Below are 20,971 nucleotides of genomic sequence, written 5' to 3'. Positions count from 1 at the left end.
TTTATTCCAGTCCATATCTCTTGCGATTGGCCAACACCTTGGGGCTGTTGTCATGCATCCATTCGGCCAGGTCCAAGAGTTTATCCACATACAGCCGTCCAAATTCGGTCAGGTTATACTCGACCCTAATAGGCACTTCCGGATAGGCCTTTCGCTCAATATAACCATCGGCCTCGAGCACTTTTAGGCGTTGGCTCAGCACCTTGTTGGATATGCCATACACATATTTCTTGAGCTTATTGAAACGTAGTACGGAAAAATAACCCAACCAAAGAAGTATCAAAATGCTCCACTGGTCCGAAGCCACGGACATCACATCCCTCACTGGGCAAAGTTCGGGCGGGTTTCTGTAATCGATGTGGCCGAACATTTTTTCCAATTTTTTTATGGTCCTAACTTTCTGATTATCAATAATAGTTTCCATTCCCATACCTAGTTTTGCAACAGTGACTTCTTTTTTGTTCAAAAATGAATCTGTATTTTTAGTATCAAATACAGAGTAAGTTACAAAAAGTAACCTGAATGAAAAAACTACTCAACAAGATAATGCCGCTGGCCTATGGGCAATACTACAATGCCTATTCCTTGATCGCCCCAAAAAAGGTGGCCCACAATGCGTTCCATCTGTTCTGTACCGTACGGAAAGGACGTGTGCTTCCCCAACAGGCCGAGTACCTGGAAAGAGCAAAGTTGACAGTGGAAAACGTGGCAAATCATCAGCTACAGGTCTATCATTGGCCAGGGAACAAGGAAACCGTTCTCTTGGTCCATGGCTGGGAGAGCAATACCTTCCGTTGGCGCAACCTGATCAAGAAACTTCAAGAGGCCGATTTCAACATTATTGGCTTTGATGCCCCATCCCATGGCCACTCTTCGGGAAAACACCTGTATGTGCCCCTATATGAGGAAGCGGTGGACCACATGGTCAAAAAATATGGCCCAAAGCACCTTATCGGCCACTCGGTGGGCGGTATGACCATCATGTACAACCAATACAAAAATCCTTGTGACCATGTGGAAAAAATGGTCACTATTGGTTCCCCTTCTGAATTTTATGAGATTATGACGCATTTCCAGAAAATCTTGAAGTTCAACAACAGGGTGTTGAGTCACTTGGATGATTATGTAATGGATCGGTTCGGTTTTAGGATCCATGAATTTTCCACTTCAAGTTTTGCGAGGTCCATCGACAAAAAAGGCCTGCTTTTCCATGACAAGTTGGACAACATTACACTCTACCATGCCTCCGTTCAGGTGAATGCCAATTGGAAGGACAGTTCCTTGGTGAGCACGGAAGGTCTGGGGCACTCCATGCACCAAGATGACGTGAACGATCAAATCATCTCTTTTTTGGAAGCCTGAAAAAGTTGTCCTACTTTTCAGAAAAATTTTCCATGCAGAACGTAACTCCTTTTCACGTAGCCATTCCTGTGCACAATCTGGATGAGTGCCGGACTTTTTATAGGGAAATCCTTGAATGTGAGGAGGGCCGAAGCAGTGACCATTGGGTAGATTTCAACTTGTTTGGGCACCAACTCGTCATCCACTACAAACCAAAATCCGAAGAGGAACTCCACACCAATCCCGTGGATGGAAAAAATGTTCCCGTGCCGCACTATGGTGTGGTCCTGCCTTGGGATGTGTTCCAATCCTTTTCCAAAAAACTGGAGGCAAAGGGCATTGCCTTTGTCATTGAGCCTTACATCAGGTTCAAAGGGGAAGTTGGGGAGCAGGCCACCATGTTCTTTTTAGACCCAGCAGGGAATGCATTGGAATTCAAGGCCTTTAAGGATATTGGGCAATTGTTTGCCAAATAAAACCATCAAACCAAGGTGAGTCCCTTTCTCCGTACCCAAAGATGGGCAAATACGATATTGGGCACCCAACAGAGCCAGGCCACAATTTTATAGGCCAACAGGAATTCCCCAAGAATAATGGTCAAAAAGGGCAGCCAAATACGAAGGGTGACTGCTGCAAAGCAGGCAGCATAACTATAGACCATCATCCCTTGGTGAAGGGAAACATCCTTCTTTCGTATGGCAGCGTATGCTCTTGTGGTCGTAAACAACCAAACGATTCCCAAACTGATAAATCCTAAGGAAGATACAAGTCCGCCCGTAGCATAAAACCCAATGTACACCCCACAAATACCGCTTACCAAAGCGGATAGGACATACAGCTTGCCCAAATTCCTATGGATCTCCATTTTTTTGGTCCTGAGTTTTTTGCTGAACTGGGACCAACCCGTCAAAAGGGCCAATCCGCCAAATATAATATGTCCGTAAAAGCCGATTCTCCAAAGCACATTTGCCAATACTTCCTTGGACTTCCCTTGCAAAAGGCCAAATTCTTCTGCCGAAAAGAAGTACATCAAAGGATAGAGCCCTATCCCTATGGCCAAAATGGCAAATACGGCCCAAGCTGTTTTGTTCCTAACGGACCCAGCCATAACGTTATGATTTATAGGTAGGTAAGTTATCGATTATTTGACAACAAAAACAAGATTCTGCAACGGAATTCGTTATCATGTACAGAACAGGCCACAGTGTCATCCCAAATGTTACCTTTATGAAAACAATTCTACTTTTGATCACCGTGCTTTTTTCTTCCATGGCAATATCCAGTTGTACCAACGATGAGGGTGAGACCGAATTTGACCGTATCAATCCAGAAGAGGAGCAACAGGCCACCATTGTGAAAACGGAACAGAAAGAAAAGGCAAACTAAACCTCTTTGGACTTATGCCTTTCCCTGGCCAATAGGGTATTCTTGAGGAGCATGGCAATGGTCATGGGGCCCACACCACCCGGAACAGGGGTAATATAGGATGCTTTTTTGCTTACATTCCCAAAATCGACATCCCCGGTGATGTAGTATCCTTTTTCATGGGAATCATCGGGTACACGGGTAATGCCCACATCGATGATGGTGACCCCGTCCTTCACCATATCTTCCTTTAGGAAGTTCGGGACACCCAATGCGGATACCACAATATCGGCCTGAAGGGTGAGTGCCTTGAGGTCCTTGGTCCTACTATGGGTAAGGGTGACCGTGGAGTCGGCCGCCTTTCCTTTTTGGCTCATCAAAATACTGATGGGCCTCCCCACGATATGGCTTCTGCCAATTACCACAGTGTGCTTTCCGGCAGTTTCCACATTGTACCTCCGCAACAGTTCCATAATGCCAAAGGGTGTGGCGGGGATAAAGGATTCCATATCAAGGGCCATCTTCCCAAAATTGGTGGGATGGAAGCCATCCACATCCTTATCGGGATCCACAGCCAATAAAACTTTTTCCTCATCGATGTGCTTGGGCAATGGCAATTGCACAATGTACCCATCAATGTCTGGATCGGCGTTCAAGTCTGCTACCTGTTTCAACAAGGCCTCCTCGGTAGTATCTTCCGGAAGATGGATCAGTGTGGATTCGAAACCGATCTTTTTGCAGGACCGCACCTTGCTGCCCACATAGGTGAGGCTGGCCCCATCGTTACCGACAAGGACTGCGGCCAAGTGGGGAACCTTCTCCCCTCTTTCTTTCATTTGAGCTACCTCAACGGCAATCTCTTCTTTGATTTGGTTGGATATTTTTTTTCCGTCAAGGATTTCCATTATAGTTGACAGTTAGCAGTAGCAGTTGGCAGTTATTGAACGCCAAACTTTCCTGGATTATTAATCATAAATTGGATAAGTCTCCCTATTTCTTCACTTTGGTCCTCAAACTCCCTTGATTGTGAGCTCGATTTTCTATATGCCTCAGCAATATTTGCACAAACCGATCGTGTAGACCTCCTTATTTGATCGGTCAACGAATAAGTCTCTTCTTTTGGAAACTTTTTTGATACTTCAAAAATCTCCATAGCCAGTTTAAATCCTTTATCATAGGCCATCAGTTTTTTAAAAGACATGGTTTTTCAAATTTTGGTTTATTCTTGATGGTTACTGCAACTGCTCACTACATACTAGCGGCCAAGGCCGTTCATCATCTGCATCATTTTTTTGCCTCCACCTCCTTGCATCATCTTCATCATCTTGCTCATTTGGTCGAACTGTTTCAGGAGCTGGTTCACTTCTTGAACGGATGTCCCGCTTCCTGCAGCGATGCGCTTTTTGCGGCTGGCATCCAATTTGGAAGGTGTGGAACGCTCATCAGGGGTCATGGAATGTATGATGGCCTCAATGTGTTTGAAGGCATCGTCGTCTATATCAAGACCTTTCAGTGCTTTTCCTGCACCGGGAATCATCCCCATCAGGTCCTTCATGCTCCCCATTTTTTTGATCTGCTGTATCTGGCTCAAGAAATCATCAAAACCGAACTTGTTCTTGGCAATCTTCTTTTGGATCTTACGTGCCTGTTCTTCATCGAACTGTTCTTGGGCGCGCTCCACCAAAGAGACCACGTCACCCATTCCCAAAATCCGATCGGCCATCCTGGAGGGGTGGAAGACATCGATGGCCTCCATTTTTTCACCCGTTCCGATGAACTTGATGGGCTTGTCCACCACAGATTTGATGGAAATGGCAGCACCACCCCGGGTATCACCATCGAGTTTGGTCAAGATGACCCCGTCAAAATTGAGGACATCATTAAAGGCTTTTGCCGTGTTCACTGCATCCTGACCTGTCATGGAATCCACCACGAAAAGGGTCTCTTGGGGCTGTATGGCTTTGTGGATGTTGGCAATCTCGGCCATCATCTGTTCATCCACGGCCAAACGACCCGCGGTATCTATGATTACCACATTACAGCCCAAGCTTTTAGCCTGTGCTACACCTGCTTTGGCAATGGCCACGGGATCATTGTTCCCCCTATCGGAATAAACCTCCACACCAATTTGTTCGCCGACCACATGCAATTGGTCGATAGCAGCCGGACGGTACACGTCACAGGCGACCAAAAGAGGTTTTTTGTTTTTCTTGCTTTTGAGGTAATTGGCGAGTTTCCCGGAAAAGGTGGTCTTACCCGATCCTTGCAGACCTGACATCAAGATCACGGAGGGGTTTCCTGAAAGGTTGACATCCTCTGCGTCGCCTCCCATCAGTTCGGTAAGTTCGTCCTTTACGATCTTTACCATGAGCTGCCCTGGCTGCAAGGTGGTCAATACGTTCTGTCCCAGTGCCTTTTCCTTTACTTTATTGGTAAAATCTTTGGCTATCTTAAAGTTGACGTCGGCGTCCAAAAGGGCCCTTCGTACTTCCTTCAGGGTTTCCGCAACATTGATCTCGGTTATCTGTCCATGCCCTTTGAGGACGTGGAACGCCTTGTCCAGTTTTTCGCTTAAATTATCGAACATAAGTTCTTGTTTTTTAAAGGAGCGACAAATTTAAGAATAATAAAAAAGAAAAAGGACGGCTTTGGGGATGGCCGTCCTCTTAAAAAAAGAATTGGGGAAAAATTTTATGGTTTTTCGAACACCAAGGTCTCTGGATTGGCTTCATCACTATCATCCACAAGCTCTATCCTTGTGGAGGAAACCGAAACAATCTTCCAATCATCTGTTAAATCTCCAAGTTCGTCGGCACTATCAAAATTGATATAGAATTTCAATCCATCCTCAGAATCGCGAAGTACCCTCCAAAGCCCATTGGCCGTAGGATCGGCATTTACGGAAACCTCTACTTGATACATCGTATTGAAATTAAAGTCCATTCCGGCGTAAGTAGCGGTCATGTCCACTTCTCCTTCTTTGTAAAGTGCAATGTTCCATGGCCCGTCCATTGCTATATTCCTTATTTCGACCACATCGCCATCATCTGCGCTGTCGTTGCACACGCGGAGCAATGTCATTTCATGGTCAGTGCCGGGTATTTCAAATTTCAATCGGGTCTCGGTCAGTTCCCTGAGAGGCCATTCAAAACTGACCCCTTGTTCGTTACTCATACTGATCATAACGGACAATTGGAGTTGGCTATTGAGGCCGATTTCCCAAGTTCCTTCCGATACGTTTGTGCCATTGCTCAAGGTTAGGGTGCCATCTGCCATGAACTGGAACTCATAGCCCAAAAGCCTTCTGACTTCCTCTCCATTGTTCTTCACCTTTTTGATGATCCACTCACACTCGTTCAAAATGGCCCTTAGGGTATCAGGGTCTATTTCTTCCACAGGGTCCACATCACATCTCTTTTTAAGGATGATCCTGTTTCCGCCATCTTTATACAATTTGATGACACCAGGCTCCCACTCATATACATCCCAGGTCATGGAAAAATCTGCCAGGGCATTGAACTGTAATGTCAACTGTACACCATGGTCTGTGTTTTGAGAGGTCCATGTGCCCGTTAATGGTGCACTTGCTCCTCCGCCGATCACCACGGTCCCATCTTGGGAAAAGGTCATGATGGATTCAAAATACTGTTCTGTACTGTTCACATTGTCCCTAAGTACTTCCCTCACTTCCAATTGACAGGCCAATAGAAAGGCATCCAGGATTTCCTTGCTGAGGGCATTACGGTCACATTCATTTCCGGCAGTGCTAAGGGCCATGTGCAAATCAGCATTGTTCTCAACAACGATTTCAGTTCCATCACTTTTCTTTAGGGTAATGGGAAAACTGAAGCTGACCAGTTGGTCGTCCTCCAATTCAGAGAAGAACCTTCTCATTTGCAGATCACTTTCCACAACTACCTCGCCAGTCATTTGATTGTCCATATTGAAGGTAAAAAGAGCTATGGGGTATACAAAATCTATACATTTGATGTGGTCTTCCACGCCACTTTCCACGCATTCCCTGGCAAGTTCCAACAACTGTTCCTTGTTTTCCACAACAATTTCGCCATGATTGAAAAGAGTGATGGTGATCGGAAAACTGATTTCCAGGACTCCGTTATCCAACCCTGCCAGAGTCACTTTGATGTTCTGAAGGTCTTCCATGGAAGTAATGGTGATGGCGGCAGTACCATTGATGCTTAGGGTATAGGGGAATTTTATGGCAAAACAACTTGAATCATCCACAACATCGTCATAAGAGCCATCAAACGTAGTGGTCTTCTCAATCAAACTTGCCGTCGTTGAATTGGCCTGGATGGTCTGTTCTTCGCCGTTGTCGTTGACATCTTCAAACTCTTCCTGACAAGATGAGAAAAGGGAAACAATCCCTATCAGGGCAACATACACTATCTTTTTCACAATACTTTTCATAACTATTTGAACTTTGGGGTTATAATTCAACTTTAGAACAACTCTTTCCAAAAAAACCCTACTTTGGCTCCATAATTTTCAAATATATTTGAACCAAAAAACAATTCTCCCCCTATGGAAAATGTTTGTGAGGACCATATATTCAGTTCCATTTTCAAGACACATTCCAAAACGGTCTTCAACTATATCTATTATAAGTTCGGTAACGAGGAAAAGGCCAACGATGCCGTTCAGGAAGCCTTTGTGAAACTATGGGAAAATTGCGCCAAGGTAAGTCCCGAAAAGGCAAAATCGTTTGTCTATACCGTGGCCAACAATCTTTACCTGAATGTGATCAAAGCGGAAAAGGTGCGGATAAAGTATGCGGATAAAGGAAATGACCGGTCCAACGAGTCCCCCGAATTTTTGATGGAAGAAAAACAATACAAGGAAAAACTGGAAAAAGCACTGGATGCCCTTCCGGAAAACCAACGTACTACCTTTCTGCTCAATCGGATAGATGGAAAAAAATATGCGGAAATTGCCGAGATGGAAGGTGTCAGCGTAAAGGCCATTGAAAAAAGGATGCATTTGGCCCTGAAAAGCCTGCGGGAACATATAGACGGGATTTAATCATCAGACAAGAGACAAGAGAAAAAAGAATCGAGACTGTGAAATACAAAATGGAAAATTGAACTTGGAATTTGAAAAAGTAGGGTATTGTATAAGTTAGTTGTTGTAATAAGGTAAAGCATAGACCCATGCAAGAAAATTATTTGGCAAAATGGCTGAGCGGCGAACTGTCCGCGGAAGAACTTGCGGAATTCAAAAAATCCGACGAGTATGCTTCCTATGCTAAATTGTTGGAGGTTTCCAGCACCATGGAAGCACCCGATTTTGATGTGGACGGCGCACTTCAACGCATTAAGGACGAGCGCATCGGGAATGCCCCAAAGGTTATTGCCCTGAACCCTTTCAAGAAATTTCTACGGGTCGCTGCCGTTATCGCCGTACTCATAGTGGGTTCTTATTTTTATTTGAACACCTTGGATGAATCCATCACCACTGATTTTGCCGAACGTTCCGAAGTGATCCTTCCCGATAGCTCGGAAATTTTCCTTAATGCCGGTTCCCAAGTATCGTTCAGCGAAAAGAAATGGGATCAAAAAAGGGATGTCTCCCTAAAGGGAGAGGCTTTCTTCAAGGTCGCCAAGGGAAAAAAATTCACCGTATCCACCGAACATGGGACCGTGACCGTTCTGGGCACCCAGTTCAATGTGGAAAACAGAAAGGGCTTTTTTGAAGTGACCTGTTATGAAGGTCTCGTGAGCGTTATCCACAACAACACAGAGACTAAATTGCCCGCCGGGACTTCCTTTGTGGTCATCGACGGAAAAATCATCGATTCCACAAAACCCAACGGAAACCGACCTGCGTGGATGGGCAACGAAAGTAGCTTTGAGCGCATTCCGTTGCAATATGTCCTTGCCGAATTGGAAAGACAGTTCAACATCAAGGTAAAGACCCAAAATGTAAACACCAATCTATTGTTTACCGGCACTTTCAACAACACAAATCTAGAAATGGCGTTAAAAAGTATAAGTACCCCGTCCCAAATCCAATACAAAATAGAAGGCGACAACGTACTTTTTTATGCTGGGAACACTCTTCAATAAGCATTCGGGCCTTTTTATCGCCCTTTTGTTTTTCCTGTTCCATTCCACACATGCGCAGGAAGAGCAGCAATCCCCTATTGACCTTATTTCCTATATCAAAAGTCTGGAAGACCGTTTCGGTATTAAGTTTTCGTACATCAACGAAGATATGGACGGTCTATCCATCGACCCACCAGAAAATCTTGGGGAACTGGAAGATATTCTACGTTTCATCCAATCCCAATTCCAGATAAAGGCCGAAAAACTGAGCGACCGCTACTATACGCTCACCAAGAGTTCTTTGGTGGATGTATGCGGTATTGTGCTGGACAACTTTGCCGAAAATACCATCCCCGGGGCCACTGTGGAGATCCTAGGGACGGACATTGCCCAAATATCGGATACCAATGGCGTGTTCAACCTGAGACAGGTGCCCAGAAAAGCATCACTCAAAATCCGATACTTGGGATACCTCACCAAATACATCAGTGTGGAAGAGCTCTTGAACCAAGGCGAATGCCCCATAATTCTTTTGGGCCAACACTATGAGGAACTGGATGAAGTGATTGTCTACAAGTTCCTTACCTCGGGCATCATCAAGGAAAAAGATGCGAGCATAAGCCTGAACACCTCAGAATTTGGTATCCTTCCCGGACTCATCGAACCCGACGTACTGCAAACTGTTCAGGCCCTTCCGGGCATCAAGAGTATAGACGAGACGGTATCCGACATCAATGTGAGGGGCGGCACCAACGACCAGAACCTTATCCTCTGGAACGGTATCAAAATGTACCAATCCGGGCATTTTTTTGGGTTGATCTCCGCCTTCAACCCCTATCTGACCGACAAGGTGACCATATACAAAAATGGAACCCCGGCAGCTTTTGGCGACGGGGTCAGCAGTGTGATCCACATGGAAACCAGCGACCACATAGCCAGCACATGGACGGGTGGGGCCGGTTTCAACCTCATCAGCGGCGATATGTATGCCGAGGTTCCCGTCAACGAAAAACTGGGTGTCCAATTTTCAGCAAGGCGTTCGATGACCGATTTCTTGAGCACCCCCTCCTATAAACAGTTTTTTGACCGTGCCTTTCAGGACAGCGAGATCACTGATGGGGACAACAATACCGTAGATGATGAAATCACCCGCGAAGAGGATTTTTTCTTCTATGATTTTGGGGGCAAGCTCCTCTATGACATCAATGACAGGCACAAGGTCAGGTTGAGCCTGATCAACATCAAGAACAACCTAAAGTATGTGGAGCGCAATGTGACCGACAATGAAAGGACCGTTAGCCTATTGAAACAGGATAATCTTTCGGTCGGGGGACAGTTCCAAAGCCAATGGTCCGACAGGTTCTCTTCCCATCTGAACATCTACTACTCCCGCTACAACCTAGATGCCCAAAACGTTTTTGGAAACCAGGTGCAACTGCTGTTCCAGAACAACCAGGTCATTGAAAATGCCTTGAAACTGAGCACGGACTATGGGATCAGCGAACATTTGGATTGGAACAATGGCTACCAATATATAGAAACTGGTATTACCAACGCTACAGAGCTCAACGAGCCGGAGTTCCGCAGTAAAATCAAAGGGGTTATCCGAATCCATGCACCCTTTTCACAGTTGAACTATGCCTCATCGGACAATAGGTTCATGGCCAAAGTGGGCGCGCGGTTCAATTTTATTGAAAACCTGAACACTTTTTCCAAAGCGTTGATAGAGCCAAGGGTCAACCTGAACATCAAACTGGCCAACTACCTGAGAGCTGAGATTTTGGGCGAGTTCAAGAGCCAGACCACCAATCAGGTCGTCGATCTGGAACAAAATTTTCTAGGGGTCGAAAAACGCAGGTGGGTACTATCCAATGACACCACACTTCCCGTGACGAAGAGCAAACAAGGCTCTGCGGGGATCAATTATGAAAAGAACAACTTTTATGTGGGTGTGGAAGGGTTCTACAAAAATGTGGACGGCATCAGTACCAACACCCAAGGGTTCCAAAATCCATACCAATTTTCTGGAGAGATAGGCAGTTACCAGGTCAAGGGCATCGAATTTCTCATCAACAAAAAGAGTGATCGGCTCAGTACTTGGTTGAGTTATTCCTTCAACAAGAACGACTATACCTTTGACTCCATAGTACCCCAAAAATTCCCCAACAATCTGGACATCCGCCATACGCTCACATTTGCCGGGGCCTACACCTATAAAAACCTGAAGTTGAGCCTTGGGGTAAACTATCGCACTGGCAAACCATTTACGGAACCCTTGGACGGCGACGATGCCCTCGACAATAATTTCTCCCCGGCACGCATCAACTACAAGGCACCGAACAGCAGCAGGTTGCCCGAATACTTCAGGGCGGATGCCTCCGCCATTTATAACTTCAAACTGACCACGGGCATCAATGCCAATGCCGGTCTCTCTTTATTGAACATGACCAATCGGAAGAACAGTCTGAACAAATACTATCGCGTGAATGAAAGTGATGAGATCGAGGCCGTGGAAAATCTCTCCTTGGGCATTACCCCTAATTTCAGTTTTCGGGTGAGTTTTTAAAACTTTTGACTAATTAGTCAAAGGACAGAGGGATGTATCCTACATCCGCTCCGGCACATCGATACCCAAAAGCAGGAACGCGGATTTGATCACTTCCCCCACTTTTTGGGACAACAATACCCTAAGCTGTTTCTTCTGCCCGTCGGGTTCGCCCAAAATGGACACCTGTTGGTAAAACGAGTTGAATTCCTTCACCAAATCATAGGTATAGTTGGCAATAAGCGCCGGACTATAGTTTTCCGCCGCCAACTGTACCGTTTCCGGGAACAGTTGCACCTGCTTCAACAGCTCTTTTTCCTTTTCATGAAGAACCAGTGAAGTCTCGACTGCGCTCGACCCAGCATTGTCCGCCTTTCGGAGAATGGATTGGATCCGCGCATAGGTATATTGGATGAAAGGTCCTGTATTTCCTTGAAAATCAACTGATTCCTCCGGATTGAACAGGATCCGCTTTTTGGGATCCACTTTTAGAATGTAATATTTGAGGGCGCCCAGACCAATGGTACGGTACAACTCCTTTTTTTCAGCATCGGAATAACCGTCCAGTTTGCCCAATTCCTCGGAAATGGCCTCGGCGGTATCCTCCATGCTCTGGATAAGGTCGTCCGCATCCACCACGGTTCCCTCTCTACTTTTCATCTTGCCGCTGGGCAGGTCCACCATGCCATAACTGAGGTGGTACAACTGTTCGGCCCATGTGTAGCCCAATTTTTTTAAAATGAGGAACAACACCTTGAAGTGATAGTCCTGTTCGTTACCCACCGTATAGACCATTCCGTTGATGTCGGGAAAATCCGTTACCCGTTGGATGGCCGTCCCGATATCTTGCGTCATATAGACCGCAGTACCATCGGAGCGCAGCACGATTTTTTCATCCAGACCGTCCTCGGTAAGATCGATCCATACACTGCCGTCTTCTTTTTTAAAGAAGACCCCTTTTTCCAGACCGTCCTTGACCACATCGCGACCCAACAGATAGGTATCGCTTTCGTAGTACAGCTTATCAAAATCGACCCCTAGGTTTTTATAAGTGATGTCAAAACCTGCATATACCCAAGCGTTCATCTTTTTCCAAAGGGACACCACCGCTTCGTCACCGGACTCCCATTTGCGAAGCATTTCTTGGGCCTCCAACAAAATGGGAGCTTCCCGTTCGGCCTTTTCCTTCTCTGTTCCGGCAGCGATCAGTTCCCCAATCTGTTCCTTGTAGGCCTTGTCAAAGGCCACATAGTATTTCCCCACCAAATGATCGCCCTTCAGGCCAGAGGATTCCGGGGTCTCCCCTTCTCCAAACTTCTGCCAAGCCAGCATGCTCTTACAGATATGGATGCCCCTATCGTTGATGATCTGCGTCTTATACACCTTCTTGCCCGAAGCCTTCAAAATCTCCGCAACGGAATAGCCCAAAAGGTTGTTTCGGATATGTCCCAAATGCAACGGTTTGTTGGTGTTGGGCGAGGAATATTCCACCATGATCGCATCATTGGACGTTGATTTCACATACCCAAAATTCACCTCATCTTTGATGGTGTTGAAAAAATTGAGGTAATAGCTGTCCGCGATCACAATGTTCAAAAAACCCTGAACCACATTGCACTTGGTCACCTCGGCCATATGCTCCTGCAAATAGTCCCCGATCTGGGTCGCAATTTGGGCCGGATTGCCCTTCACATAGCGCAACATGGGAAACACCACCACCGTGAGGTCCCCTTCAAAATCCTTTCGGGTCGGTTGGAACTCAACTGTGGGCAGGTCTATCTGGTACAGTTGCTTTACCGCCTCGATCACTTTTTGGGTCAAATCGTTCTGTAAACTCATCTCATAGGCTTTCAGCCCGCAAAACTACATATTTTTTGCCCTTTTATGGCAATTCCGAGCAGTGTTGACCCGATAGAAACCGTATTTTTATACAAAACTCCCGCATGGAACATTTACAACGTGCCTCTCCTGTTCTGGCCTCATTGGACATTCGAAAATCAGTGGCCTTTTACCAAGAAAAAATGGGTTTCAATAAAATAGGTTGGGTGGACGACCATTATGCCGTTATCGGTCGCGATAAAGTAGAGCTTCATTTCTGGAAATGCGACAACAAGATATTTCCAGAGAATACCAGTTGCTATCTCTATGTGGACCATGTGGACGAACTCTATGCGGAGCTGAAAGAAACCGGGGTCATCCATCCCAATGGGCCGTTGGGCGACAAACCATGGGGGCTTCGTGAATTCTCTGCCTTGGATGGCGATGGCAACCTACTGCGGTTCGGACAAAAATTGTGACATGCTCCTAAACGTTTCCTATTCCGACAAAAACATCACCCGAAAAATAGACGAGGCCGTGGGCAAGCCCTTAACGCTAAAGGAACGTTTTGCCATGGGCGGCATCGGTTCCCCAAAACTCCACATTACCCAGGCCAGTATGGAGATCAACAACCTGCTTCTTTTGGACAACAACCTCAACACTTGCAACATCGAGATCAGGCCCAAGGGCATCATTGTGCGGTTCCGCTCCCTGCTGGAGACTTACGGGCTCATCATCCCCTACTACAAATTGAACCTTTTCAAGGGCGATTTGGCCATCCATTCCATCTATATGGACAAGCACTTCATCAAGGTGCGGTCTGACACGAAGGCCGTCCAAAAGTTTTTCAAAAAACTGCTGGACCATCGGGCGGACAATCTGCCCACTTCCATAGACGATCTTTGAAGTATGCTGTCAGACTGAGCGTAGTCGAAGTCTAGATAAAAAACGAAGTACGAAGGTAGAAGTACGAACCAAACAAGTTTGGAACACTCAACCGAACAACTCACTGTCCTATTGTTCATTGCTTATTGGAAATTGTTCATCACCATTCCTTTCACACCCCTAAAGTCCCCTCAAGGGAACAATTCATAATGCTCGACCTGACCATTGGAATTTGTGTCCTATCCACAGAAATAACAATCCTTTAAAACACTTTGTCACAAAATTCGGCTAAGTTCGTCATATGTCCGGAGCAACCTTGGCCGTCCAATTGGCGTCTTTATACTTAAACACACAAAACCATGTCATTCCACAAGATCCTGACCCTCTGTTCCCTTTTCATTTTGATGGTCTCTTCCCTCAGCGCCCAGACCATCAGCTCCCGCTTGGTGGACGCCAAGACCAAAAAGGGCATCCCCTACGCCACCGTCCAATATGGCGAACACCAAGGCGTGATCACCAACGACGAGGGCCGTTTCAGCTTTGTGCTGGAAGCCGGCACTACCCTGCCCGACTCCATCCACATCTCCTCCATGGGGTACGAGAAAAAGGGCTTTGCCCTGCAACAACTTCAGGACAGTCTCGTGATGCTCACCCCCAAGGCTATCGAGCTCAGTGGCGTGTATCTGTTTGACAAGGAACTGGAGGTGGACGACATCATCGAGAAAATGAAGGAACGCCTGCCCCAGAACATCAACAACGACCCTGTCAAGCAACGGTTTTTCCTGCGGCGGTCCGAGTTTGCCACCATCACCAAGGTGGATTTCGGGTTTGAAAAGTCCACCATCAAGGAACTGGACAAGGAACTCATGGACAGCATTGCCCGTTCCGTGCCCAAAAATGCCCATCACTATACCGAGAGCCTTGGCGATCTCTACAAAAAAGGAACGGACTACAAACTGGCCATCGTCAAGGCTGCCGACCTGTATGACAAGAACAATGTGGGCTCTTTTGAAGATCTCGGCAAGCGCATGGAGGCCATTTTTAAAAAGAACATCAAGCCGGATTCTTACCTGAAGATCAAGTCGGGCATTTTTAGCCAAAAGGTGCAGGTGGATTCCATTTTGGACGAAATGGAGGAAGAACAGGCCCAAAAAGTGAAGCAGCGCATCCAAAAGGACAGCACTTCGGGGCTGTTGGACTCGCAGCGGCATACCATCAAGGACCTACTCGCGGAGCTCTACTACCGGGAGGACAGCAAGCTGGACCTTATTGAAAAAACGAACCGCTACGATTTTAAACTGGTGGGCTATGCCGATATCGATGGTATGGGGGTGTATGTGGTGGACTTTTTCCCCAAGCGGAGCAGTGCCGATTTCAAGGGGCGGCTCTACATCAACATCGAGGACTTTGCCGTGATGCGGATGGATTTTGAGAACACCGACCGCCTACGCAACTTCCGGTTGCTGGGCATTACCTACCGCGAGGTGCTCTACAAGGGCACGGCCCGCTTTGCCCAACTGCCCAACGGCCGGTACGACCTCAAGTTCATGGACCTTACCTTGGGGAACTACTTTGCCGTGGACCGTCCGCTGAAAGTGGTGGAAAAGAACAAGCACGTAAAAGGTCGCCGCAAGCAGAACGAACTGGAACTGAACATCGATTTTCGAATGAGCCCCACCGAAAAGTGGGAACTGGTGGTGTTTGGGCAGGACCTCGTGGACGAACCGCAGTTTGCCAACTTCAAGGAGGACAAGACCGTGCGGGCCACCTATATGCCGCGCTATGATCCCGAGTTTTGGCAAGGCCACACCATTATGGAACCCAATCAGGCGATTAGGGAGTTTACGGTGGAGGAGGACGATTAGTCCCTTTTGTTGGCATAGATACTACCTCTGTCGTTTCCATATTATAATAATATACTGCGATTCCTATGCTTAGAAATATAGCTTGAAGGAACAAAGAGCTGAGTTCGACATTATCTCCTATAGTCAGATAAATAATTTTGCCCAACAATGAAAACCCTGACCCAACCATTAATAGGATTGACCATATATTGATGGACGATTTTGCATATTTATCTTTTGTGAGAACCAATACCAATACAGTTGCTTGAACAGCAAAAGGTAGCAGGGAAATATAACTTAAGGCAAAAATTGCATTAAATAGATTTACTGCCATCAAAATGCCCAAAGCTGCTACTACGAGTGTTTGGAAAGTTTGATTTTTAAAAACCGTTTTTTCTTCAATACTTGCCATATCCGACATTTAAAGTTGTCAATATAAATCTTTTCTTGCTTACCTAAAAGCTAAGAATGGACCCAAAGACTTTCTCCGAATGGATTGTGGATACCTACGCCTCTCCCGAAGAACTGGCTAAAATTCTGGATTATGGTATTGAAATGCTATTTTATTTGGAAGAAGATGCTTTTGACCGTAAAGAGGTGCAACAGGTGGTGGCTGCGATGAGAGGGATTGTTGTGGGATTAAGAAATCAATAAGAACTAACCATTGTCGGTTGATAAATCATCAAGATTATCCGCGTTGAGATTTCCTCTTTTAATTTGATTAATAATATAATCTCTTTCCCATTTACTTTTTTGAAAGAAGCTCAACCGTGATTGTGTCAAATCAAAAAAGGCTTTCTTAAGCACATTAATCTCGGTTTTACTTAAATTTCTTTGTAAATCTTCAAAGGATTGTACTGAATATGTATTATAAATCATGAATATTTTTTGTGCAAGATCAATATCTAATCCAATAATAAGTTGCTTTTCATCCGGCGTCGCCAACCTGAGAATTTTTTCTGTACAATATTCAATACACTCATTAGGTATCGGAACCTTAGTACAATGCCTATCAAAATTACAATTCATACCAATTTTTTATTAAAATAGCTAAAATGCAATCACCGAAAATCCACCAAGAAAGATAAATAACCAACCATATTCCAAAAGCTAATAGAGATAAATTAAAAAACATCAGTTGATTCTTATACAGCTTATTACATTTTCTAAAAATAGGTTTAAGATTATCCTTGTCTACTTTGTATAACTCTGCTGCAATAGATCTACCTAAAATCTCTTTTGAATTATATAGAGAAATGGCCAAAAATACCCATCCAATGAAAAATAAAATATAGGGTAGTCGTAATTCAATATTCTCAGGGTGAAGATATTTATCACTTAAAAGTGTGAGGATAGATCCTCCTAAAACACTTAAAGACCAAGATGAAATTTTACCAGCACTAGACTCAATAGATTTTATACAATTAAAAAGTTGATTGGCTCCAGAACTTTCTTGTTCAGATTTTACTTTTTGGATATTTAGCTTATAAAATTTGCTTGAAAGTCTACTCATCATCAAATTATTCATACATTGTCCAGAAGTATATTATTCAAAGGCACAAATCTATCTTCACTAAAAATTGGGGAGGGAAACTTCTAAAAATCAACCTAATATACACTATTTCGCTAAAATATCTTACAAGGACAACAGAAAAGCTTTCAGGGGCTGACAATTGTCAATGGAATATCTAAAGCGTCATTTCGACATGAGGCCCGAGAGTCATCGGGACGATTGAGAAATCCCGACCAACCCCTAGATTTCTCACATCCGTTCGAAATGACAGATGGCTTTTGCTGCCCGACTGAGCGTGGCAGAAGGACGAGGAAAAAAGTACGAAGTACGAAGGCGGAAGTACAAATCAATTGTTACCCCTGAAAAGGTCTCGATACATTCCAAACACATTTGGAACACTCGACCTGACAACCTAGGCCCCATTGTTCATTGTTTATTGGAAATTGTCCCCTGTCTGGGTTGCATCAATTTGCCCAAATAGAAAAGTGCGGCCATGACCAATACCATCAAAGCACATACCACCGCAATGTTCAGCAAGGTAGCTGCCAGCCCCAACGCTCCCACGTTCAGGAACGGATAGGGGTAAAATCCGGAGAAATGCCCGCGCAGCATCACGAACAGCACATACCCTAAAGGGTATAGCAGCCATTGGAAAAGCTGTTTCCATGCAACGGGCGTCCGCGCATGGAACATGACCCAATAGATATACACCAATACGGGGATGATGGTATGGAGCAGTTCGTCCACCACCATTTGCAGTCCCGTGGGGTTCCAGAGCTTTCGCAACACCACTTGGTACACCAGCCCCACCACAATAATGAAGGCCGTGAGGGCCATCGGGGTTGCCTTTCCGTGGAGCAGGGCCAATCGCTTTTGGTTGGCCCCGAATACCCTGACCGTAAAGAAAAGGGCCACCAAAGCGTTCGTCAATATGGTAAAATAGCTGAAAAAGCGCACCAAGCTCTCGGCAACGCCCACTTCTCGGTTTTGGAGCATCAGGTAAAGTTGGGCCATCACCGCGAACCAGCCCATACATAGCCCCAAAATCTCAAAATTTCTTCGCAAGGTCGGTTTTTGGAAGTGAAGTTACGGATTTTTTACTGTCAGACTGAGCGTAGTTGAAGGACGAAGAACAAAGTACAATATACGAAGGTGGAAGTACAAATCATTTTACCACTGAAGAGGTTTCGATATAGTCAAAATGACTGATGCTTTTGCTGTCCGACTGAGCGCAGTCGAAGTCCAAGCAAAAGAAGTACCCAAAAGCATTTCTCGACTGCTCCTTCGACTGCGCTCAGGATGACATCTCGAAATGACAGACGGGTGTGTCAGGTAGAGAGGACGAATCAATTTAATCCGGAAGAGGTCTCGATACATTCCAAACACGTTTGGAACACTCGACCTGACAACTACTTGCGGTATTGATAATTTTTCATTGATTATTATAATTTGTGAACATTCGTGGAATTCGTGTCAGACCAAGAGGACGAAGTACGAAGGTGGAAGTACGAACCCATTTTACTCCCAATAAGCGGTCTCGATACATTCCAAACACGTTTGGAACACCCGACCTGACAACATAGGGCACCATTGTTCATTGTTTATTGGATATTGTCCATTGTCTCCCTTTACAGCCCTAAAGTCCCCTACCTACGGCAGGCAGGCCTCAAGGGGACAATTTATGATTTTGGCAGGAACACTTCGGCCATCATGCAACGGGCACTCCCACCCCCACAGGTCTCAATGGTGTCCAGCGGACTGTGGATGATACTGCAATGCTTTTCTATGGCGGCAATCTGATCCTTGCGCAGGCTGTTGTAGGCCGCGGAACTCATCACGAGGTAACGTTGGTCGTCTGCGCCGATTACTTGGAGCATGTTGCCCGCAAAGTGGTACATCTGATCCACGGTAATGTCAATGATCTCCTTCCCGTCCTTTTTGATGTGGTCCACCACGTTCTTGCGCTCCTTTTTATCGTCAATGGTGGCCAAACAGATAACGGCAAAGGTCTCCGCCATGGCCATCATCACATTGGTGTGGTAAATGGGCAACCGCTGCCCGTCCACGGTCTGGTTGGCCGTGAAAATGACGGGGAAACAGTCAAAATCCTCACAGAACTCGATAAAAAGCTCCTCGTGTGCGCGCTCGGAAAGGGCGCAATAGGCCTTTTGGTTCACCCGATCCAACAAGATGCTGCCCGTACCCTCCAAAAAAACACCTTCCTCTTCTGCAGCGGTATAATCCATCACGTGGTCGATCACAAATCCCTGTTCCTCCAACAAGGCCAAAATATCCTCCCGGCGTTCCTTCCGACGGTTTTCGGCGAACATGGGATACAGACAGACAGTCCCATCCTCATGAAAGGACACCCAGTTGTTCGGAAAGATGGAATCGGGGGTATCACGCTCCTTGGTATCGTCCACCGTAATCACATTTACCCCATGGTCGCGGAGCACCTGTACAAACTGGTCGAATTCCTGTTGGGCCTTGTGGTTGATCTCCGTGTTCCTCACATCCAGGTCTTCCTGGAAATAGTTGTTCACGGCAGTCTGTTCGTTCATCCTGAAATTCACGGGACGAACCATAAGAATGGTATCGGTAATCTGTTTTTTCACTCGTGTGTGTTTTAAAATCTGTGTAATGCCGAGATCCTTCGCCTGTGCTCAGGATGACATTCGCTCCCTGATCAAGGGCATGGTACTGCAACGCAAAAGTCCCTCTTGCTTGGCAATCTCGGCATACGGAATCTCCTCCACGGTAAGGCCCTGATCACGGAGCCAGTGGTTCAAGCGGGTAAAGTTTTTCTCGGAGACCACCACCTCGGGCGAAATGGAGAATACGTTGCTGAACATCTGGTACATTTCGTCCTTATCGATCTCGAAAATGTTCTCCGGCCCAAAAAAATCCACCAAATAGTGGTATTCCTCCTCCACCAAGAACCCATTTTTGTGCAAAATGGCCTTATTCTTCCCCACTGGCTGAAAACAACAGTCCAAGTGCAGGGCATTTTCCCTGGGGTCGGTATTGGATTTCCGCAACTCGAAGGATTTTACCGTTTTGTGGGGGAACATCTCTCGGATATAGGCCACGGCTTCCTTATTGGTTCGGGCGGTGATATAGCTTGCATAGTCCGCCCCGGTATAAGTGCCGATAAAAATATGGTCGTTCCAAGGCATTACGTCCCCTCCTTCAATGTGGACCTCTGCTGGCGGCCTGATGATGTTTTCCGGGGCGATCATGTCCAACACTTCGTGGATGGCCACAAACTCCCGTTCGCGATCGGGAAGGATATTGGCATGGAACAGCTTATCCTCGATCACAAAGGCAATGTCACGGGCAAAAATCTGGTTGCAATCTTCCAATACCTCTGGCCGATAGACCTCTACCCCATATTTTTGGAACACTCGGGCAAAGGCGTCCATTTCACGTACCATATCTTCTTCTTTCGGGTATGTGCCCGCCAAGATATGTTCCAACGATTTAGGGTCGTAAGCCTCCTCAGGTTTCGGTGTGGGGCCACAGCTTTTGGCCGTTCCCAACAGCACCGCCCTCAATGGACTCGTTTCGTTTTCGATGTGCAATCGTATCATCTTGG

At 45.9% G+C, this 20,971-nt stretch carries 23 protein-coding genes; 10 read left to right on the top strand and 13 right to left on the bottom strand.

Going from position 1 to position 20,971, the window contains the following annotated elements; genetic code table 11:
- Position 1: 1 nt before the first annotated feature.
- Positions 2–424, bottom strand: a complete 423-nt coding sequence (locus D2V93_RS10910) for a winged helix-turn-helix transcriptional regulator (protein WP_083569722.1) — start codon at positions 422–424, stop codon at positions 2–4.
- Between the two features lie 98 nt (positions 425–522).
- On the opposite strand from D2V93_RS10910, the gene D2V93_RS10905 reads away from it, so the two are divergent.
- On the top strand, positions 523–1,362 hold the full coding sequence (locus tag D2V93_RS10905; protein WP_119619509.1) for an alpha/beta hydrolase: 840 nt from the start codon (positions 523–525) through the stop codon (positions 1,360–1,362).
- A gap of 32 nt (positions 1,363–1,394) precedes the next feature.
- Positions 1,395–1,817 carry a VOC family protein gene (locus tag D2V93_RS18670; protein WP_182849985.1) on the top strand — a complete coding sequence of 141 codons (423 nt, stop codon included), beginning with the start codon at positions 1,395–1,397 and terminating at the stop codon, positions 1,815–1,817.
- Between the two features lie 5 nt (positions 1,818–1,822).
- Here the strand turns inward: D2V93_RS18670 and D2V93_RS10895 are convergent, their stop codons facing one another.
- A complete protein-coding gene (locus D2V93_RS10895) occupies positions 1,823–2,449 on the bottom strand; it encodes a DUF2306 domain-containing protein (RefSeq protein ID WP_119619507.1) in 627 nt (208 codons plus the stop codon).
- A 119-nt stretch (positions 2,450–2,568) separates the two neighbouring features.
- Between D2V93_RS10895 and D2V93_RS18665 the strand changes: the two genes are divergently transcribed.
- Positions 2,569–2,727, top strand: coding sequence for a hypothetical protein (locus D2V93_RS18665; RefSeq protein ID WP_177190063.1), 159 nt, complete (start codon positions 2,569–2,571; stop codon positions 2,725–2,727).
- On the opposite strand, the gene D2V93_RS10890 is transcribed toward D2V93_RS18665, so the two are convergent.
- The 4 genes from D2V93_RS10890 to D2V93_RS10875 all read right to left on the bottom strand — a co-directional run bounded on the left by D2V93_RS10890 (position 2,724) and on the right by D2V93_RS10875 (position 7,137).
- Positions 2,724–3,611, bottom strand: a complete 888-nt coding sequence (locus tag D2V93_RS10890) for a bifunctional 5,10-methylenetetrahydrofolate dehydrogenase/5,10-methenyltetrahydrofolate cyclohydrolase (RefSeq protein WP_119619506.1) — start codon at positions 3,609–3,611, stop codon at positions 2,724–2,726. The genes D2V93_RS18665 and D2V93_RS10890 overlap by 4 nt on opposite strands.
- A 32-nt stretch (positions 3,612–3,643) precedes the next feature.
- Complete coding sequence (locus D2V93_RS10885; RefSeq protein ID WP_119619505.1) at positions 3,644–3,907, bottom strand: four helix bundle protein; 264 nt, start codon at positions 3,905–3,907, stop codon at positions 3,644–3,646.
- 54 nt (positions 3,908–3,961) lie between these two features.
- Entirely contained in the window at positions 3,962–5,293 is a 1,332-nt protein-coding gene (gene ffh, locus D2V93_RS10880) for a signal recognition particle protein (RefSeq protein ID WP_119619504.1), read from the bottom strand.
- A 104-nt stretch (positions 5,294–5,397) separates the two neighbouring features.
- Positions 5,398–7,137 carry a hypothetical protein gene (locus D2V93_RS10875; protein WP_119619600.1) on the bottom strand — a complete coding sequence of 580 codons (1,740 nt, stop codon included), beginning with the start codon at positions 7,135–7,137 and terminating at the stop codon, positions 5,398–5,400.
- A gap of 114 nt (positions 7,138–7,251) precedes the next feature.
- Between D2V93_RS10875 and D2V93_RS10870 the strand changes: the two genes are divergently transcribed.
- From D2V93_RS10870 to D2V93_RS10860, 3 genes are all read left to right on the top strand, one after another.
- A complete protein-coding gene (locus D2V93_RS10870) occupies positions 7,252–7,749 on the top strand; it encodes an RNA polymerase sigma factor (RefSeq protein WP_119619503.1) in 498 nt (165 codons plus the stop codon).
- Positions 7,750–7,877: 128 nt separating this feature from the next.
- Entirely contained in the window at positions 7,878–8,792 is a 915-nt protein-coding gene (locus tag D2V93_RS10865; protein ID WP_119619502.1) for a FecR family protein, read from the top strand.
- Positions 8,770–11,337, top strand: coding sequence for a TonB-dependent receptor (locus tag D2V93_RS10860; RefSeq protein WP_119619501.1), 2,568 nt, complete (start codon positions 8,770–8,772; stop codon positions 11,335–11,337). The genes D2V93_RS10865 and D2V93_RS10860 overlap by 23 nt, the downstream gene beginning before the upstream one ends.
- 39 nt (positions 11,338–11,376) lie before the next feature.
- Here D2V93_RS10860 and argS read toward each other — a convergent pair whose 3' ends face one another.
- Positions 11,377–13,155 carry an arginine--tRNA ligase gene (gene argS / locus D2V93_RS10855; protein WP_119619500.1) on the bottom strand — a complete coding sequence of 593 codons (1,779 nt, stop codon included), beginning with the start codon at positions 13,153–13,155 and terminating at the stop codon, positions 11,377–11,379.
- Positions 13,156–13,259: 104 nt separating this feature from the next.
- On the opposite strand from argS, the gene D2V93_RS10850 reads away from it, so the two are divergent.
- The 3 genes from D2V93_RS10850 to D2V93_RS10840 all read left to right on the top strand — a co-directional run bounded on the left by D2V93_RS10850 (position 13,260) and on the right by D2V93_RS10840 (position 15,884).
- On the top strand, positions 13,260–13,613 hold the full coding sequence (locus D2V93_RS10850) for a bleomycin resistance protein (RefSeq protein WP_072881301.1): 354 nt from the start codon (positions 13,260–13,262) through the stop codon (positions 13,611–13,613).
- A 1-nt stretch (position 13,614) separates the two neighbouring features.
- Entirely contained in the window at positions 13,615–14,040 is a 426-nt protein-coding gene (locus D2V93_RS10845) for a hypothetical protein (RefSeq protein ID WP_119619499.1), read from the top strand.
- Positions 14,041–14,378: 338 nt separating this feature from the next.
- Complete coding sequence (locus tag D2V93_RS10840; RefSeq protein WP_119619498.1) at positions 14,379–15,884, top strand: peptidase associated/transthyretin-like domain-containing protein; 1,506 nt, start codon at positions 14,379–14,381, stop codon at positions 15,882–15,884.
- Here the strand turns inward: D2V93_RS10840 and D2V93_RS10835 are convergent.
- Entirely contained in the window at positions 15,862–16,275 is a 414-nt protein-coding gene (locus D2V93_RS10835; RefSeq protein ID WP_119619497.1) for a hypothetical protein, read from the bottom strand. The genes D2V93_RS10840 and D2V93_RS10835 overlap by 23 nt on opposite strands.
- A 56-nt stretch (positions 16,276–16,331) precedes the next feature.
- On the opposite strand from D2V93_RS10835, the gene D2V93_RS10830 reads away from it, so the two are divergent.
- Entirely contained in the window at positions 16,332–16,517 is a 186-nt protein-coding gene (locus D2V93_RS10830) for a hypothetical protein (protein WP_119619496.1), read from the top strand.
- A gap of 3 nt (positions 16,518–16,520) precedes the next feature.
- On the opposite strand, the gene D2V93_RS10825 is transcribed toward D2V93_RS10830, so the two are convergent.
- The 5 genes from D2V93_RS10825 to D2V93_RS10805 all read right to left on the bottom strand — a co-directional run bounded on the left by D2V93_RS10825 (position 16,521) and on the right by D2V93_RS10805 (position 20,966).
- The gene (locus tag D2V93_RS10825) at positions 16,521–16,892 is read right to left on the bottom strand and encodes a hypothetical protein (RefSeq protein WP_119619495.1); all 372 of its coding nucleotides are present in this window, start codon (positions 16,890–16,892) and stop codon (positions 16,521–16,523) included.
- Positions 16,882–17,391, bottom strand: a complete 510-nt coding sequence (locus D2V93_RS10820; protein ID WP_119619494.1) for a hypothetical protein — start codon at positions 17,389–17,391, stop codon at positions 16,882–16,884. The genes D2V93_RS10825 and D2V93_RS10820 overlap by 11 nt, the downstream gene beginning before the upstream one ends.
- A 411-nt stretch (positions 17,392–17,802) precedes the next feature.
- Complete coding sequence (locus tag D2V93_RS10815; protein WP_119619493.1) at positions 17,803–18,441, bottom strand: Pr6Pr family membrane protein; 639 nt, start codon at positions 18,439–18,441, stop codon at positions 17,803–17,805.
- Positions 18,442–19,055: 614 nt separating this feature from the next.
- The gene (gene ctlX / locus D2V93_RS10810; protein ID WP_409557889.1) at positions 19,056–19,991 is read right to left on the bottom strand and encodes a citrulline utilization hydrolase CtlX; all 936 of its coding nucleotides are present in this window, start codon (positions 19,989–19,991) and stop codon (positions 19,056–19,058) included.
- Positions 19,992–20,039: 48 nt separating this feature from the next.
- Positions 20,040–20,966: a dimethylarginine dimethylaminohydrolase family protein gene (locus D2V93_RS10805; RefSeq protein ID WP_119619492.1), complete on the bottom strand. Its 927-nt coding sequence runs from the start codon at positions 20,964–20,966 to the stop codon at positions 20,040–20,042.
- Positions 20,967–20,971: the final 5 nt, after the last annotated feature.

The organism is Flagellimonas taeanensis, from assembly GCF_003584105.1.
In the GTDB taxonomy this organism is placed as follows: Bacteria; Bacteroidota; Bacteroidia; order Flavobacteriales; family Flavobacteriaceae; genus Flagellimonas; species Flagellimonas taeanensis.
This window is presented reverse-complemented; position numbering and strand designations above follow the sequence as displayed.

Coding starts and splice junctions, on each gene's coding strand:
- D2V93_RS10905 (WP_119619509.1), top strand. CDS start 523: ATGAAAAAACTACTCAACAAGATAATGCCGCTGGCCTATGGGCAATAC.
- D2V93_RS10860 (WP_119619501.1), top strand. CDS start 8,770: ATGCTGGGAACACTCTTCAATAAGCATTCGGGCCTTTTTATCGCCCTT.
- D2V93_RS18670 (WP_182849985.1), top strand. CDS start 1,395: ATGCAGAACGTAACTCCTTTTCACGTAGCCATTCCTGTGCACAATCTG.
- argS (WP_119619500.1), bottom strand. CDS start 13,155: ATGAGTTTACAGAACGATTTGACCCAAAAAGTGATCGAGGCGGTAAAG.
- D2V93_RS10895 (WP_119619507.1), bottom strand. CDS start 2,449: ATGGCTGGGTCCGTTAGGAACAAAACAGCTTGGGCCGTATTTGCCATT.
- D2V93_RS10865 (WP_119619502.1), top strand. CDS start 7,878: ATGCAAGAAAATTATTTGGCAAAATGGCTGAGCGGCGAACTGTCCGCG.
- D2V93_RS10805 (WP_119619492.1), bottom strand. CDS start 20,966: ATGATACGATTGCACATCGAAAACGAAACGAGTCCATTGAGGGCGGTG.
- D2V93_RS10825 (WP_119619495.1), bottom strand. CDS start 16,892: ATGAATTGTAATTTTGATAGGCATTGTACTAAGGTTCCGATACCTAAT.
- D2V93_RS10845 (WP_119619499.1), top strand. CDS start 13,615: ATGCTCCTAAACGTTTCCTATTCCGACAAAAACATCACCCGAAAAATA.
- D2V93_RS10910 (WP_083569722.1), bottom strand. CDS start 424: ATGGAAACTATTATTGATAATCAGAAAGTTAGGACCATAAAAAAATTG.
- D2V93_RS10840 (WP_119619498.1), top strand. CDS start 14,379: ATGTCATTCCACAAGATCCTGACCCTCTGTTCCCTTTTCATTTTGATG.
- D2V93_RS10820 (WP_119619494.1), bottom strand. CDS start 17,391: ATGAATAATTTGATGATGAGTAGACTTTCAAGCAAATTTTATAAGCTA.
- D2V93_RS10885 (WP_119619505.1), bottom strand. CDS start 3,907: ATGTCTTTTAAAAAACTGATGGCCTATGATAAAGGATTTAAACTGGCT.
- D2V93_RS10890 (WP_119619506.1), bottom strand. CDS start 3,611: ATGGAAATCCTTGACGGAAAAAAAATATCCAACCAAATCAAAGAAGAG.
- D2V93_RS10830 (WP_119619496.1), top strand. CDS start 16,332: ATGGACCCAAAGACTTTCTCCGAATGGATTGTGGATACCTACGCCTCT.
- D2V93_RS10875 (WP_119619600.1), bottom strand. CDS start 7,137: ATGAAAAGTATTGTGAAAAAGATAGTGTATGTTGCCCTGATAGGGATT.
- D2V93_RS10835 (WP_119619497.1), bottom strand. CDS start 16,275: ATGGCAAGTATTGAAGAAAAAACGGTTTTTAAAAATCAAACTTTCCAA.
- D2V93_RS10870 (WP_119619503.1), top strand. CDS start 7,252: ATGGAAAATGTTTGTGAGGACCATATATTCAGTTCCATTTTCAAGACA.
- D2V93_RS18665 (WP_177190063.1), top strand. CDS start 2,569: ATGAAAACAATTCTACTTTTGATCACCGTGCTTTTTTCTTCCATGGCA.
- ffh (WP_119619504.1), bottom strand. CDS start 5,293: ATGTTCGATAATTTAAGCGAAAAACTGGACAAGGCGTTCCACGTCCTC.
- D2V93_RS10850 (WP_072881301.1), top strand. CDS start 13,260: ATGGAACATTTACAACGTGCCTCTCCTGTTCTGGCCTCATTGGACATT.